16 protein-coding genes are annotated in these 15,222 nt (G+C 58.8%); 15 read left to right on the top strand and 1 reads right to left on the bottom strand.

Going from position 1 to position 15,222, the window contains the following annotated elements; genetic code table 11:
- Window positions 1-38: 38 nt before the first annotated feature.
- From accA to ispD, 7 genes are all read left to right on the top strand, one after another.
- Entirely contained in the window at window positions 39-989 is a 951-nt protein-coding gene (gene accA, locus MKI83_RS10600; protein WP_241585618.1) for an acetyl-CoA carboxylase carboxyl transferase subunit alpha, read from the top strand.
- Window positions 989-2,290, top strand: coding sequence for a tRNA lysidine(34) synthetase TilS (gene tilS / locus MKI83_RS10595; RefSeq protein WP_241585616.1), 1,302 nt, complete (start codon window positions 989-991; stop codon window positions 2,288-2,290). The genes accA and tilS overlap by 1 nt, the downstream gene beginning before the upstream one ends.
- A gap of 120 nt (window positions 2,291-2,410) precedes the next feature.
- The gene (gene pyrG / locus MKI83_RS10590) at window positions 2,411-4,036 is read left to right on the top strand and encodes a CTP synthase (protein ID WP_241585614.1); all 1,626 of its coding nucleotides are present in this window, start codon (window positions 2,411-2,413) and stop codon (window positions 4,034-4,036) included.
- Window positions 4,037-4,038: 2 nt separating this feature from the next.
- Entirely contained in the window at window positions 4,039-4,884 is an 846-nt protein-coding gene (gene kdsA, locus MKI83_RS10585) for a 3-deoxy-8-phosphooctulonate synthase (RefSeq protein ID WP_241585607.1), read from the top strand.
- A gap of 74 nt (window positions 4,885-4,958) precedes the next feature.
- Entirely contained in the window at window positions 4,959-6,248 is a 1,290-nt protein-coding gene (gene eno, locus MKI83_RS10580) for a phosphopyruvate hydratase (RefSeq protein ID WP_241585605.1), read from the top strand.
- Window positions 6,249-6,304: 56 nt separating this feature from the next.
- Window positions 6,305-6,592 (top strand): cell division protein FtsB, encoded by a 288-nt coding sequence (gene ftsB, locus MKI83_RS10575; RefSeq protein ID WP_241585602.1) that lies wholly within the window; start codon window positions 6,305-6,307, stop codon window positions 6,590-6,592.
- Window positions 6,585-7,289, top strand: a complete 705-nt coding sequence (gene ispD, locus MKI83_RS10570) for a 2-C-methyl-D-erythritol 4-phosphate cytidylyltransferase (RefSeq protein ID WP_241585600.1) — start codon at window positions 6,585-6,587, stop codon at window positions 7,287-7,289. The genes ftsB and ispD overlap by 8 nt, the downstream gene beginning before the upstream one ends.
- 4 nt (window positions 7,290-7,293) lie before the next feature.
- Here ispD and MKI83_RS10565 read toward each other — a convergent pair whose 3' ends face one another.
- The gene (locus MKI83_RS10565) at window positions 7,294-8,190 is read right to left on the bottom strand and encodes a LysR substrate-binding domain-containing protein (protein ID WP_241585597.1); all 897 of its coding nucleotides are present in this window, start codon (window positions 8,188-8,190) and stop codon (window positions 7,294-7,296) included.
- 132 nt (window positions 8,191-8,322) lie between these two features.
- Between MKI83_RS10565 and MKI83_RS10560 the strand changes: the two genes are divergently transcribed.
- The 8 genes from MKI83_RS10560 (at window position 8,323) to MKI83_RS10525 (ending at window position 15,207) form a co-directional block, all read left to right on the top strand.
- A complete protein-coding gene (locus MKI83_RS10560) occupies window positions 8,323-9,435 on the top strand; it encodes an S-(hydroxymethyl)glutathione dehydrogenase/class III alcohol dehydrogenase (RefSeq protein ID WP_241585595.1) in 1,113 nt (370 codons plus the stop codon).
- A gap of 26 nt (window positions 9,436-9,461) precedes the next feature.
- Window positions 9,462-10,304: an S-formylglutathione hydrolase gene (fghA, locus tag MKI83_RS10555; RefSeq protein ID WP_272493047.1), complete on the top strand. Its 843-nt coding sequence runs from the start codon at window positions 9,462-9,464 to the stop codon at window positions 10,302-10,304.
- Window positions 10,305-10,367: 63 nt separating this feature from the next.
- Window positions 10,368-10,844, top strand: coding sequence for a 2-C-methyl-D-erythritol 2,4-cyclodiphosphate synthase (gene ispF, locus MKI83_RS10550; RefSeq protein ID WP_241585591.1), 477 nt, complete (start codon window positions 10,368-10,370; stop codon window positions 10,842-10,844).
- Entirely contained in the window at window positions 10,841-11,902 is a 1,062-nt protein-coding gene (gene truD / locus MKI83_RS10545) for a tRNA pseudouridine(13) synthase TruD (RefSeq protein WP_241585583.1), read from the top strand. The genes ispF and truD overlap by 4 nt, the downstream gene beginning before the upstream one ends.
- The gene (surE, locus tag MKI83_RS10540; RefSeq protein ID WP_241585581.1) at window positions 11,883-12,632 is read left to right on the top strand and encodes a 5'/3'-nucleotidase SurE; all 750 of its coding nucleotides are present in this window, start codon (window positions 11,883-11,885) and stop codon (window positions 12,630-12,632) included. The genes truD and surE overlap by 20 nt, the downstream gene beginning before the upstream one ends.
- A gap of 8 nt (window positions 12,633-12,640) precedes the next feature.
- Window positions 12,641-13,306, top strand: a complete 666-nt coding sequence (locus MKI83_RS10535) for a protein-L-isoaspartate(D-aspartate) O-methyltransferase (RefSeq protein WP_272493046.1) — start codon at window positions 12,641-12,643, stop codon at window positions 13,304-13,306.
- Window positions 13,307-13,325: 19 nt separating this feature from the next.
- Window positions 13,326-14,267 carry a polyprenyl-phosphate transporter gene (locus MKI83_RS10530; protein WP_241585579.1) on the top strand — a complete coding sequence of 314 codons (942 nt, stop codon included), beginning with the start codon at window positions 13,326-13,328 and terminating at the stop codon, window positions 14,265-14,267.
- A 94-nt stretch (window positions 14,268-14,361) separates the two neighbouring features.
- Window positions 14,362-15,207, top strand: a complete 846-nt coding sequence (locus MKI83_RS10525) for a peptidoglycan DD-metalloendopeptidase family protein (RefSeq protein WP_370867384.1) — start codon at window positions 14,362-14,364, stop codon at window positions 15,205-15,207.
- Window positions 15,208-15,222 lie beyond the last annotated feature (15 nt).

Raw genomic sequence — 15,222 nt, 5'->3', positions numbered from 1 at the left:
GTTGCTGTGACCCCCCGGCCCCGCATAGATGGACGCTTATGAATCCCAACTACCTGGACTTTGAACAGCCCATCGCCGAATTGCAGGCGAAGATCGATGAGCTGCGTCATGTTGGCAGTGTCAATGCCATGGATATCAGCGATGAAATCGCACGGCTGGAAGACAAAAGCCGCAGCGAAACGCAGAAGATCTTCGCCAACTTGACCAGCTGGCAAGTGGCGCGCTTGGCGCGGCACCCGCGCCGCCCTTACACCGAAGACTATCTCGCCGCGATTTTCACCGACTTTGATGAATTGCACGGTGATCGTCACTTCTCTGACGACTGCGCGATTGTCGGCGGCATGGCGCGCTTGGGTAATAAGCCGGTGATGGTGATCGGTCATCAGAAAGGCCGCGATGTGCGCGAGAAAGTGCGCCGCAACTTCGGCATGCCGCGCCCAGAAGGCTACCGCAAGGCGTGCCGTCTGATGGAAATGGCCGAGCGCTTTAAGCTGCCAATCCTGACCTTTATTGATACGCCCGGTGCCTACCCAGGCATTGACGCCGAAGAGCGCGGGCAGAGTGAGGCGATTGCGTGGAACTTGCGCGTGATGTCGCGCTTAAAGACCCCGATCATCGCCACAGTGATCGGCGAGGGCGGCTCCGGCGGCGCGTTGGCGATTGGGGTGTGTGATCGTCTGAACATGCTGCAGTACTCCACCTACTCGGTGATCTCGCCGGAAGGCTGTGCCTCAATTTTGTGGAAAACCGCCGAGAAGGCGCCCGAGGCCGCTGAGGCCATGGGGATGACCGCACAGCGTCTGCATGAGCTCAAGCTGGTCGATCAGATTATTCCTGAGCCGCTCGGTGGCGCACACCGTAATCCTGCTGAAATTGCCGGCAATATCAAACTGCAACTGGAAGCGCAGCTTGCTGAATTGGGCAAGCTCAGCGCAGAAGAGCTACTCAAGGCGCGTTACCAGCGCTTGATGAGTTACGGTCTGGCGTGATGTTTGCGTGGGCCGGCGAGGCGCTGCTCGCCCGTCTGGCCCCCTGGCGCCAAGCACCGGCTTGGCGCGTGGCTTTCTCGGGTGGCTTAGATTCCACCGTCCTCTTGCATACGTTGGCGCAATGTCGCCTGCAGCATGATCTGCCGCCACTGTCGGCGCTGCACGTACACCACGGTTTACAGACGCTGGCCGATGACTGGGTGACGCACTGCCAAGCGCAATGCGCCGCTTTGTCGGTTCCTTGTCAGATCCAGTTTGTTCACGTTGCGACGGCGGCCAGCGTTGAAGCGCAAGCGCGCGAGGCGCGTTACGCAGCGTTTGCGCAGGTTTTGCAGGCTGATGAGCTGCTCCTGTTGGCCCAGCATGCGGATGATCAAGCGGAAACGGTGCTCTATCGCCTGCTGCGCGGCGCGGGCGTACATGGGCTGGCGGCTATGCCGGAAAGTCGTGCTTTGCCGCCGGGGCATTTGTGCCGGCCGTTATTGGCAGTGCCGCGCGCGCAGTTGTTGGCGTATGCCCAGCACTATGGCCTTGAGTGGATCGAAGACCCGAGCAATCAAGACGTGCGCTTGGATCGCAATTATTTACGCCAACACATCGTGCCTGCTCTACAAGCGCGCTGGCCGGCAGCGCTGAGCAGTTTGCAGCGTGCAGCGCAGCACGCCGGCGAGGCTGATAGCTTACTGGGCGAATTAGCCCAGTTAGACTTGCAGGCAGCGGCGGTCGATTTGCCCGCGCACCTGCAGGCGCTGGGCTTGCCGTGTTTGTCGCTGGCAGCGCTGCGTGACTTAAGCGAGGCGCGTCAGCGCAATGCGCTGCGGCATTGGCTGGCACCGTTGACGGCTTTGCCGGATACCCGTCATTGGCAGGGGTGGTTGGACTTGCTGGCTGCGGGCGCGTCGGCCACGCCGGTTTGGCGCTTGCAAGCGGGCTCGGTGCAGCGCGCTGAGGGGCTGCTGTGGTGGCTGCCAGCGCAGTGGCAAGCGCCGGTCGCTGCTGTGTCGATCGCAGATCGCGTGACGCTGCCTAATAATGGTGTCGCCACGTTGCTCGGGTCGATGGATCCAGCTGTGCCGCTGGAGGTGCGCTATCGCCAAGACGGTGCGCAGATCAATCTGCCAGGGCGTGGTTCGCGCGATTTGAAACGCTATTTGCGGGAGCAGCGCATTCCCGCCTTTTTGCGTGCACGTTGGCCGCTGTTGTACGCCGGCGAGCAGTTTTTGGGCTTGGCCAATTTTCCAGCGCTGTACGAGCATGGGCCGCAGTTAATTTGGCAGCCGCCAACAGTCACTTCGGTTTGAGCCGCCCGAGGCTTTCGATTAGACTATGCACCCGTCCTTGAGGGCATCTGCGCGCACGGCGCAACCTTCATCTTTCCCCGGCGGCTGCAGTTCCGCCCAGCACGATATTCAGGGTTTTTCATGACACGCTACATCTTCGTAACGGGTGGTGTTGTTTCATCATTGGGGAAGGGCATTGCTTCCGCCTCCCTGGCAGCCATTCTTGAAGCTCGTGGTCTTAAAGTGACCATGCTCAAGCTGGATCCGTACATCAACGTCGATCCGGGCACTATGAGTCCGTTTCAGCACGGTGAAGTGTTCGTCACTCACGATGGCGCCGAAACCGACTTGGATTTGGGCCATTACGAGCGCTTTATCCGCACCACGCTGAGCCAGAACAACAACTTCACCACGGGTCGCGTTTACTCCGACGTGCTGCGTAAAGAGCGTCGTGGTGATTACTTGGGTGCGACCATTCAGGTGATTCCGCACATCACTGACGAAATTAAGCGTCGAGTGATCAAGGGTGCCGGTGACGCCGATGTGGCGCTGGTTGAAGTCGGCGGCACGGTGGGTGACATCGAGTCGCAACCCTTCCTTGAGGCGATCCGCCAGCTGCGCGTTGAAATTGGCGCAAAGCGCGCCATGCTCATGCACCTGACACTGGTGCCTTACATTGCCACCGCCGGCGAAACTAAAACCAAGCCGACGCAGCACTCGGTGAAAGAGTTGCGCTCTATTGGTTTGCAGCCGGACGTGTTGATTTGCCGCAGCGATCACGCGATTGATGTGTCGTCGCGGCGCAAAATTGCGCTGTTCACCAACGTTGAAGAGCGTGCGGTGATCAGCTTGGAAGACGTCGATACCATCTACAAGATTCCTTCTGTGCTGCACGCACAAGGCTTGGATGACTTGGTTGTCGAGCGCTTTGGTTTGGAATGCGGCCCTGCGGACTTGTCCGAGTGGGACCGAGTGGTGGACGCCAAGCTCAACCCCGAGCGCGAAGTCACCATCGCCATGGTCGGTAAGTACATGGAACTGCTCGATGCCTACAAATCGTTGATCGAAGCCATGAGCCATGCGGGCATCCAAACCCGTACCAAGGTCAATATGCGCTACATCGATTCCGAGCGCATTGAAGACGAAGGCGTGGGCCTGCTGGATGGCGTTGACGCCATTTTGGTGCCTGGTGGCTTTGGTCTGCGCGGTGTCGAAGGCAAAATCAAAGCGGTGCAACACGCCCGCGAAAACAAGATTCCGTACTTGGGAATCTGTTTGGGTATGCAGGTTGCTGTTATCGAATACGCCCGCCACGTGGCTGGCTGGGCTGATGCCAACTCCACCGAATTTGAACGCAATAGCGGTCATCCGGTGATTGGTTTGATTACCGAATGGCAAGACGCTGCCGGTAGCACCGAGATGCGTACCGATGCCTCTGACCTCGGCGGCACCATGCGCTTGGGCGCCCAAGATTGCCAGCTGCAAGCGGGCTCCAACGTACATGCCTGCTACGGCAAAGACGTGATCACCGAGCGCCACCGTCATCGCTATGAAGTGAACAACGTGCTGCTGCCTGAGCTGGAAGCTGCCGGCCTGAAGATCAGCGGTCGTTCAGCCGATGGTGCATTGGTTGAAGTGGTGGAAGCGCCGGATCATCCGTGGTTTGTGGCGTGCCAGTTCCATCCGGAATTCACCTCCACCCCGCGTGACGGTCATCCACTGTTCACCGGCTTTGTTAAAGCCGCGCTGGCCTACAAGGGCGAATAAGCATGACGCAGAAAGTAATCAAAGTCGGCGACATCCAGATCGGCAACGATCTGCCGTTTGTGCTGTTCGGCGGCATGAATGTGCTGGAATCGCGTGATCTGGCGCTGACCATCTGCGAAGAGTACGTCAAGGTGACCGAGAAGCTCGGCATCCCTTACGTCTTTAAAGCCAGCTTCGATAAGGCCAATCGTTCGTCGGTGACGTCGTTCCGTGGCCCGGGCTTGGATGAAGGGCTGAAAATCTTCGAAGAAGTGAAGAAAACCTTCAACGTACCGATCATCACCGACGTGCACGAACCGCATCAGGCCGCGCCAGTGGCTGAGGTGTGCGACATCATTCAACTGCCGGCCTTTTTGTCGCGCCAAACCGACCTAGTGGTGGCGATGGCGCAAACTGGCGCGGTGATCAATATCAAAAAGGCACAATTCTTAGCGCCGCAAGAGATGAAGCACATCTTAAGCAAGTGCCAAGAGGCCGGTAATGATCAGCTGATTCTGTGTGAGCGTGGCTCCAGTTTTGGCTACAACAACCTGGTCGTGGATATGCTCGGCTTCGGCATCATGAAGCAGATGGGCTATCCGGTCTTTTTTGACGTGACTCATGCCTTGCAGATGCCCGGTGGCCGTGCCGATTCTGCAGGTGGCCGCCGTGCCCAAGTGACCGATCTGGCTAAAGCCGGTATGAGTCAGGGCTTGGCAGGTTTGTTCTTGGAAGCGCACCCCGAACCCGAACAAGCCAAGTGCGATGGCCCGTGTGCCCTGCGTTTGTCGAAGCTTGAGCCATTTTTGGCGCAGCTCAAGGCGCTGGATGAGCTGGTAAAGAGTTTCCAACCGATCGATACCCACTGAGTTTTCCACGGTCCAGAGGCGCGCCTCTGCAGTCGGAGCTCGAACAAGGTTAATTTTTTGGAGTGCAAGGCAACATGGCAAAGATTATCGACATCAAGGGTCGCGAAGTGATGGATAGCCGTGGCAACCCCACGGTAGAAGCTGACGTTATTCTTGAGGGCGGCATTGAAGGGCGCGCCTGTGCGCCGTCGGGTGCCTCAACCGGCTCGCGCGAAGCGCTGGAGCTGCGCGATGGCGACAAGAGCCGCTATATGGGCAAGGGCGTACTGAAGGCTGTGGCCAACATTAATGGCCCAATTCGCGACCTGCTGCTGGGTAAAGATGCCCGCGATCAACAAGCACTCGACCGCGCGATGATCGAGCTGGACGGCACCGAGAACAAAGCCACTTTGGGCGCCAACGCCATTCTGGCCGTGTCGCTGGCCGCTGCCAAAGCCGCCGCGCAAGCCAAAGGCATGCCGCTGTACGCGCACATCGCCGAGCTGAATGGCACGCCGGGTGTGTACTCCATGCCGGTACCGATGATGAACATCATCAACGGCGGCGAGCACGCCGATAACAACGTGGACATCCAAGAGTTCATGGTGCAGCCCGTTGGCGCAAAGAACTTTGCCGATGCCCTGCGCATGGGCGCGGAAATCTTCCATCACCTGAAAGCCGTGCTGAAAGCGCGTGGCTTGAACACTGCCGTTGGTGATGAGGGTGGTTTTGCGCCTAACTTGGCCTCCAACGAAGATGCTTTGGCCGCCATCGCCGAAGCCGTGGCCAACGCCGGCTACACCTTGGGTGATGACGTCACCTTGGCGTTGGACTGCGCCTCGAGCGAGTTCTACAAGAACGGCAACTACGATTTGGCTGGCGAAGGCAAAGTCTTCGACGCCGCCGGCTTTGCCGACTACTTGGCTGGTTTGAGCCAGCGCTATCCGATCATCTCGATCGAAGACGGTATGGACGAGTCTGACTGGGCTGGCTGGAAGGTGCTGACCGACAAGATCGGCGACAAAGTCCAGCTGGTTGGTGACGACTTGTTCGTGACCAACACCAAGATCTTGAAGCGCGGCATCGACGAGAAAATCGGTAACTCGATTCTGATCAAGTTCAACCAAATCGGCTCGCTGACCGAAACCTTGGAAGCCATCCAGATGGCCAAGGCTGCTGGTTTTACCGCAGTGATTTCACACCGCTCAGGCGAAACCGAAGACAGCACCATCGCTGACTTGGCGGTGGGCACCGCCGCCGGCCAAATCAAAACTGGCTCGTTGTGCCGCTCGGATCGCGTGTCCAAGTACAACCAACTGCTGCGTATTGAAGAGCAGTTGGCCGGCAAGGCGCCTTATAAAGGCCGTGCCGAGTTCCGCGGTTAAGGTATACAACAAGGGCGCCTATCACGGCGCCCTTGTTGGCTGTGCAGGATAACGACATGCCGCGCGTACCGATTTGGTTATTTCTGTTGATGGCGCTGCTGCTGGCCGGCTTGCAGTATCGCTTGTGGCTGGGCGAAGGCAGCTTGGCGCAGGTTAATCATCTGAAGCAGCAAATTGCCGCGCAAGTCGGCGAAAACGAGCGCTTGCTAGAGCGTAATCGTGTGCTGGAGGCCGAAGTGCGCGAGCTTAAAAGTGGTCTCGAAATCGTCGAAGAGCGTGCCCGCCAAGAGCTGGGCATGGTCAAGGAAGGCGAAACCCTCTATCAGCTGACCGGCGATGAGTAAGCGCGTGGAATTCTCTGTGGTGATCCCTGCGGCGGGTGTCGGTGCGCGGATGCGTGCGGATCGCCCGAAACAGTACTTGCCGCTGCACGGCAAGACCGTACTGGAACATACCCTCGACTGTTTTCTGGGGCACCCAAGCTTGCAGCATCTGGTGGTTAGCTTGGCGGTGGATGATCCCTTCTGGCCGCGATTGCCGATTGCTGCAGACAGCCGTGTGTTGCGCGCCCCGGGTGGGCTTGAGCGTGCCGACTCGGTGCTCAATGGCTTGGAGCGCTTACGCGCGCTGGAGCTACCGGATGAGCATTGGGTGTTGGTACATGACGCCGCGCGCCCGCTGCTGCATGCCGATGACTTAACCCTGTTACTGGATACGCTGGCCGACGATGCCGTCGGCGGCTTGCTGGCGGTGCCGGCACGCGACACGTTAAAGCAGGCGGAGCAAGGCCGCGTCGCACGGACCTTAGAGCGCAGTCGCATTTGGCAAGCGTTCACCCCGCAAATGTTTCGCTTGGGCACCTTGTACGACGCCCTCAGTCGCGCGCTGGCTGCCGGCACCACAGTGACCGACGAAGCGTCGGCCATTGAATGGCTAGGCTTGGCGCCGCGCTTAGTCGAAGGGCGCAGCGATAATCTGAAAATTACCCGACCCGAAGATCTCGCGCTGGCGGCTTTCTATCTGAGCCATAAAGGCGCCTGAGCCTTTAGCGGCTGGGTTGATATTCCGCGCGTTGCGCCAGCTCAGTCTTGAGAAAATCCACCAACTGACGGACTTTCGGCGACAAGTGCCGCTGCTGCGGATAGAGCGCCCACACCGCCGTGCTCGGGGGTTGCCAAGGAGTAAGCAGGGCAACCAGCGCGCCGCTACGCAGGTGCTCGCTAACGTAATAATCCGGCAATTGGCATAGGCCTAGACCGCGCAGCGCCGCATCGAGCACCGCTTGGCCGCTGTTGCAGCGCCAATTGCCTTGCACGCGCAGGCTGGTGCTGCGTCCCTCTAACTGAAAGCTCCACAGATCAGAACTGCCGATCAGGCAATTGTGCTGGCTAAGCTCGGCCAGGCTGTGCGGTTGGCCATGGCGTTGTAGGTACGCCGGTGCCGCACAGAGGTACAGTTGTCGCGGTGCTAGGCGCGTTGCGACCAGCTGGGAGTCTTGCAGGCGACCCAGGCGCACGGCGAGGTCTAAGCCCTCATGGACGATATCCAAGGTGCGATTGCTCAGTTCGATCTCGACCTTTAATTGTGGGTGTCGCGTCATAAACTCGGTCACTAACGGCACGATAAAACGCTCGCCGTAGGCTACTGCGCAGGTCATGCGCAGCAGGCCTTTGGGCTCGTCGCTGAGGTCGCTGACCGCGCGGAGTGCTTCTTCCCGAGCATCTTGTAGGCGTCGGCAATGCTGCAAAAAAGTCTGACCGACTTCAGTCAACGCCACGCGGCGAGTGCTGCGGTAGAACAGGCGGCTCTGCAGGCGATCTTCCAAGCGTGCCACCTGGCGGCTGACCTGCGATGTGGATAGCCCCAAGCGTTCGGCGGCGGCGCTGAACTGGCCGCATTCGGCGACGGCGACAAATTCATCCAAACCTTCCCAACGGTTCATGGCGGCTTCTTCTTTGTGGTGAGCGGCTATTGTCCCTCAATAGCAATAATGTTTTGCAGATTGGAGGATTATTTCTGTTTTCTTCTGCACTAGACTGCCGAGCATTGTCTTTGATGCCTTTGGAGCATTGTCATGATCAAGTCCCGCGCCGCCGTTGCGTTTGCCCCCAACCAGCCGCTGCAAATTGTCGAGGTGGACGTTGCGCCGCCTAAGGCCGGTGAAGTGCTGGTGCGGATTGTCGCCAGCGGCGTGTGCCACACCGATGCCTACACGCTGTCCGGCGAGGACAGCGAAGGCGTGTTCCCGTGTATTTTGGGCCATGAAGGTGGCGGCATTGTCGAGGCCGTGGGTGAGGGCGTGACTTCGCTGGCGGTCGGCGATCACGTGATTCCGCTGTACACCGCCGAATGTCGCACCTGTAAGTTCTGTACCTCTGGCAAGACCAATCTGTGTCAGGCGGTGCGCGCGACTCAAGGCAAGGGCCTGATGCCCGATGGCACCACACGCTTCAGTTATCAAGGCGAGCCGATTTATCACTACATGGGCTGCTCGACCTTCTCGGAATACACCGTACTGCCGGAAATATCGCTGGCGAAAATCCCCCAAGAAGCGCCGCTAGAAAAAGTCTGCCTGCTGGGCTGTGGCGTCACCACCGGCATCGGTGCAGTGCTTAACACCGCCAAGGTGACCGAGGGCGCCAGTGTGGCGATTTTTGGCCTTGGCGGCATCGGTTTGGCCGCGGTGATCGGCGCCAAGATGGCCAAGGCTGGACGCATTATCGCTATCGATATCAATCCGGCGAAGTTCGCCATTGCTGAAGAGTTGGGCGCAACGGAGTTCATTAATCCGCGTGACTACGCTAAGCCGATCCAAGAAGTGATCGTTGAGATGACTGACGGTGGCGTGGATTACAGCTTCGAGTGCATCGGCAATGTGCAGCTGATGCGCGCCGCGCTGGAGTGTTGTCACAAGGGCTGGGGCGAGTCGACCATCATTGGTGTGGCCGGCGCAGGGCAAGAGATCAGCACCCGGCCGTTCCAACTGGTGACTGGTCGAGTGTGGCGCGGCAGTGCCTTCGGTGGCGTGAAAGGCCGCACCGAGCTGCCTAGCTACGTTGAAAAGGCCCAGCGTGGCGAAATTCCGTTGGATACCTTTATCACCCACACCATGGGCCTAGATGACATCAACCAAGCCTTTGACTTGATGCATGAAGGCAAGAGCATCCGCACTGTTATTCACTTTTAAACCGCGCGGCACGGCTGAGGTTGCTTATGAGTCTTGAAATCGTTTCCAGCAATCAGAGCTTTGCGGGTTGGAATAAGCGCTACCGGCATCGCTCCACGACCTTGCACTGCGAGATGACGTTCGGTATTTATCTGCCACCGCAGGCGGCGCAGGGCGCTAGGCTGCCGGTGCTGTATTGGCTGAGCGGGCTGACCTGCAGCGATGAAAACTTTATGCACAAGGCCGGCGCGCAGCGCCTAGCGGCTGAGCTGGGCTTGATCATCGTGGCGCCGGATACCAGCCCACGCGGCGCGGATGTGCCTGGCGACCCAGACGGCGCTTGGGACTTCGGGCACGGCGCAGGGTTTTACCTCAATGCCAGTCAAGCGCCGTGGGCGCAGCACTACCGTATGCACGACTACGTGGTGCATGAGTTGCCGGCGCTGATTGAGGCGCACTTTCCCGCCTCGGCCAAGCGCGGCATTAGCGGGCACTCGATGGGCGGGCACGGTGCCTTGGTTTGCGCGTTGCGCAATCCGGGGCGTTATCAGTCGCTGTCGGCTTTTGCGCCGATCAGTCATCCGAGTCAATGCCCGTGGGGTGAAAAGGCCTTCTCGCGCTATCTCGGCGCCGATCGCGCAGCTTGGCAAGCGTGGGATGCCTGCGCCTTGTTGGCTGAGGCACAAGAAAAGCTGCCGATGCTGGTCGATCAAGGCGACTGCGATGACTTTCTCGCCCGGCAATTAATGCCTGCTGCGCTGCAAGCAGCGGCTGACGCGGCGGGTCATCCGTTGACCTTGCGCATGCAGCCAGGCTACGACCACAGCTACTACTTTATTGCCAGCTTCATCGACGATCACTTGCGCCATCACGCCGCCTTATGCCGATGAGGCCAGCCTTGGCCCGCTGAGTCCTGTAGAATTACGCCCTGACTTTTCAGGGCGTGATTTTTTATGCGTATTGGGCACGGCTACGATGTACACCGCTTTGCCGAGGGGACATTCGTTACCTTGGGCGGCGTGCAAATTCCTCACCGCTTTGGCTTGCTGGCACACTCCGACGGCGACGTGCTGCTGCACGCGCTGTGCGATGCACTGCTCGGTGCGGCGGCGTTGGGCGATATTGGCAAGCACTTTCCCGATACCGATCCGCGCTTCAAAGGCATCGACAGCCGCGAGCTGCTGCGTCATGTGGTTAGCCTGTTGGCCGACCAGGGCTGGGCCGTGGGCAATATCGACAGCACCATCGTTGCCCAAGCGCCGAAGATGGCCCCGCATATCGACGCCATGCGTGCCAACATCGCTGCCGACTTAAACGTAGCGCTGGATGCGGTCAATGTGAAAGCGACCACCACCGAGAAACTCGGCTTTGCCGGACGAGAAGAGGGTATTGCCGTGCATGCTGTGGCTTTGTTGGTGGCACGCGTATGAGCACTGAACTGTTAGGGCCGTACGCTTGGGGTGGTGCGTGTGGCACCGCGCGGCTGAAGGTGACGCCCGAAGACTTCCAAGTGGATGAAGTGCTGGCGCTCGAACTGTCGGGCCAAGGCGAGCACGTGTGGCTGTGGGTAGAAAAACGCGGCCTGAACACCGAGGATGCCGCGCGGCGTATCGCCAAAGCGGCCAATGTGCCGTTGCGGGCGGTGAGCTATGCCGGCATTAAAGATCGCCAAGCGTTGACGCGACAGTGGTTCAGTGTGCATCTGCCGGGCAAAAGCGAGCCCGATTTAAGCGCAGCGCAAAGTGCCAGCTTGAGCATTCTCAAGCATCAACGGCACTCGCGTAAGTTGCAGCGCGGCACCCACAGCGCCAATCGCTTCATCCTCACGCTGCGTGACGTCAAGGCCGAGCCTGCGCAGCTAGAGTCGCGCTTAGAGAAGATGCGCACGCAAGGCGTGCCCAACTATTACGGCCTACAGCGCTTTGGCCACAACGGTGGCAATCTGGCGCAAGCGCGTGAGTTTGCCGGCCGTGGTGAGCTGCCGGAGGCGCGTAATGTGCGGTCAAGATTGCTCTCCAGCGCGCGCAGTTATCTGTTCAACCAAGTGCTGGCGGCGCGCGTTGCTGCGGGGACTTGGAATGTGGCCCTCGAGGGCGACTTGTTAGCGTTTACCACCAGTCGCAGTTTTTTCCCCGCGACCGTGAATGATCTGAATGACCCGCGTTTGGCGATTCTTGACCTGCACCCCACCGCACGCCTTTGCGGTACCGGCGAGCAAGCCTTATCTGGCGAGCCGTTGGCGCTTGAGATGGCCGCGCTGGCCGGCGAAGAGATCTTGCAGAACTGGTTGGCAAATGCGGGCATGAGCCACGAACGTCGGATCACGCGCCTCCCCATCGCGGCGTTGACGTGGCATTATCCGGCTCCGGAGCAACTGCAATTGAATTTTGTTTTGCCTGCAGGCTGCTTTGCCACAGCCGTAGTTCGCGAGCTGTTGGAGGTCAACGCAGTGCAAGCAAGCGGTGAACATGCGCATACTGATTTCTAATGATGATGGGGTGAATGCTCCGGGGCTGGCTGCGCTTTACGGCGCGCTAGAAGGCTACGCCGAGCGCGTGGTGATTGCCCCCGAGCAAGACAAGAGCGGTGCCAGTAGTTCGCTCACGCTCGACCGTCCGCTGCATCCGCACACGCTCGATAATGGCTTTATCAGCCTTAATGGTACGCCCACAGATTGCGTGCACTTGGGGCTGAATGGCTTGCTGGAGCAGGTCCCCGATATGGTGGTGTCTGGCATCAACTTGGGGGCTAATTTGGGCGACGATGTGCTGTATTCCGGCACCGTAGCAGCGGCGCTGGAAGGACGTTTTTTACAGCGCCCGGCGATGGCCTTTTCTCTGTTGTCGCGTCAGCCCGATAATTTGCCGGCAGCGGCGGCAATCGCTAGGCAGCTGGTAGCGGCGCATGAGCGTCTTGACCTGCCGCCGCGCACCGTGCTCAACGTCAATATTCCTAATCTGCCGCTTGAGCGGATCAAGGGGATTCAACTGACGCGTCACGGCCACCGCGCGCGCGCTGCGGCGCCAGTTAAAGTGGTTAATCCGCGTGGCAAAGAAGGTTATTGGATTTCGGTCGCCGGTGACGGTGAAGATGCCGGCCCCGGTACTGATTTTCATGCGGTGATGCAGGGCTATGTCTCGGTGACGCCGCTGCAAATTGATAAAACGCATTATTCCGTGTTCGCAGTAGTCGAGGACTGGCTTAACGGCCTGTCTTGAGGAGAACGATGGACAAGTTCGACATCCATGGCATTGGCATGACTTCGCAGCGCACCCGCGAGCGCTTAATTGAGCGGCTGTATGAAGAAGGCTTGTCGAATGCGCGTGTGCTGGAGGCCATTCGCCGTACCCCCCGCCACTTGTTTATTGATGAAGCGCTGTCACACCGTGCTTACGAAGACACCGCCTTACCCATCGGCCATAACCAGACCATTTCGCAGCCTTACATTGTGGCGCGTATGACCGAGTGGCTGCTCAAGGGCGGCCCGCTGGATAAGGTGCTGGAGATCGGTACCGGCTGTGGCTATCAAACCGCAATCTTGGCCCAAGTGGCTGAGCGAGTGTTCTCTGTTGAGCGCATTCAGGCACTGCAAGACCGCGCCAAAGAGCGTCTTGCCGAGCTCAATCTGCGCAATATTGTGTTCCGCTATGGCGATGGTTGGGAGGGCTGGAATGCGTTGGCCCCCTACAACGGTATCTTGGTTACTGCGGCCGCGCGTGAAGTGCCGCAAGCGCTGCTCGACCAGCTGGCCGACGGCGGCCGCATGTTAATCCCCGTGGGTGAAGGCGAGCAGCAAGAGCTGCGCTTGATCATTCGCGACGGCGATCAATTTCAACATCATGTGCTTGAGGCTGTGCGGTTTGTGCCGCTACTGCCCGGCGCATTGGCTTAACAGTATCGACAGGATGTCTATGAACAAGACACAAGCAGCGCTGATTTATGTGCGCGGTATGGCTATGGGCGCCGCCGACGTAGTGCCGGGCGTATCAGGGGGCACCATTGCATTTATTACCGGTATTTATGACACCTTGCTCGGAGCTTTAAGCCAAGCGCCGCAAGCCTTGTTGTTATTGCTGCGCGGTAAAGTGCTGGCTGCGTGGCAGCAGGTTAATGCGACCTTTTTGCTGTTGTTATTCGCTGGCATTCTGACCAGCGTTTTTTCGCTGGCTAAGTTGATTACCTGGTTGCTGGCGACGCAGCCGGTGGCGCTGTGGTCATTCTTTTTTGGTTTGATCGTGATCTCCAGCGTGTTGGTGGCGCGTGAGATATCGCGCTGGAATATCGCGACTGCTGCGTTCTTCGGGGTTGGCGTGGCGGCGGCGTATTGGATCACCGTGGCCGAACCGCTGAGTTGGGGCACGGATCCGCTGAGTTTGTTTATGGCGGGCGCCATTGCCATCTGCGCGATGATTCTGCCCGGTATTTCGGGCAGTTTCTTGCTGCTATTGATGGGTTTGTACCCTGTGGTCATTGCCGCCGTACAAAGTTTTGATCTGGCGTTTTTGTTGGTGTTTGCCGGTGGCTGCGTGTTTGGTTTGTTGGCGTTTTCGCGCGTACTGCATTGGTTGTTGCTGCACTACCGTGGCGTTGCCTTGGCGTTCCTCACAGGGCTTATGCTCGGCTCGCTGAACAAGGTGTGGCCGTGGAAAGAAGTTCTGCAGTGGATTACTGATCGCCACGGCGAACAGCGCCCGCTCTTGGAGAGCAACCTGTGGCCTTGGCAGTTTGCCGAACAGGGGCATGACCCTCAGCTGCTTGTGGCGATACTGATGGCCGTTGCTGGGGTGGTTTTGGTTGTGGCGTTGGAGTTAAGCGCGAAACAGCTTCGTCATAGGGCTGGCGTTAGCGACTGATTTCTGCACAATACGCCAGCTTTGTTGGGCTGCGTTTTTGCGCAACGCCACTAAGCTGGCACAATAACCATAAGACAGTGCAGGGGGATGCGGCGTGCACCACGGCGCAATAAGACAAGGCCAACGATCACACGCATTGCTGTTGGCTGTGCTCTTTAGCACGCTGGCGGCTTGCTCTGCGCCGCCTTCTAAACCCGTTCCTGTGGTCGACCGCAATAGCAGTGTGGCGCAACGCGCTCCGCTGACGCATGGCGCCTATCAAGTGCAGCGTGGCGATACCTTGTACTCAATCGCTTTTCGTTATGGTTGGGACTGGAAACAGTTAGCACAGCGCAATGCCTTGCCGCCGCCGTACACGATTTATCCCGGTCAAGTGATTCGTTTTGATGGGCAGCCAGCTCCGCTGGCGACCCGTGCGCCAGTGACCGCTCGTACGCCTTCATCGACCGTTAGTCGGCCGGCTCCGGTGGCGACAAAACCAGTGCAAACCACGCCGTCACCAGTGGCTAAACCTGCCCCCGTCCCAGCGCCACGGCCTGCGGGTACGCCGCCAGCAATGCCAAGCATGTCCTCCGGCTGGCAATGGCCAACAAGTGGCACTGTGGTCAGTCGCTTTGGCTCAAACGGCAGTTTGAATAAAGGAATTGATATCAATGGGCAATTAGGCCAGCCTGTTATTGCCGCAGCCGATGGTGCTGTGGTCTACGCAGGTAGCGGTTTACGTGGCTATGGTGAGCTCATAATCATCAAGCACAGTGACACTTTCGTCAGCGCTTACGGGCACAATCGTAGGTTGCTGGTTAAAGAAGGTCAGCGCGTAAAGTCCGGCCAACAGATAGCTGAAATGGGTTCTACAGGCACTGATCAGGTGAAACTCCATTTTGAGATTCGCCAGAACGGTAAACCCGTCGACCCTCTGAAATATCTGCCACGCCGTTAAGTCACCTGTGTAGGG

It is taken from the genome of Atopomonas sediminilitoris (assembly GCF_022601735.1).
Taxonomy (GTDB): Bacteria; Pseudomonadota; Gammaproteobacteria; order Pseudomonadales; family Pseudomonadaceae; genus Atopomonas; species Atopomonas sediminilitoris.
Note: the sequence above shows the minus strand (reverse complement) of the source record. Positions and strands in the feature narration are given on the sequence as shown.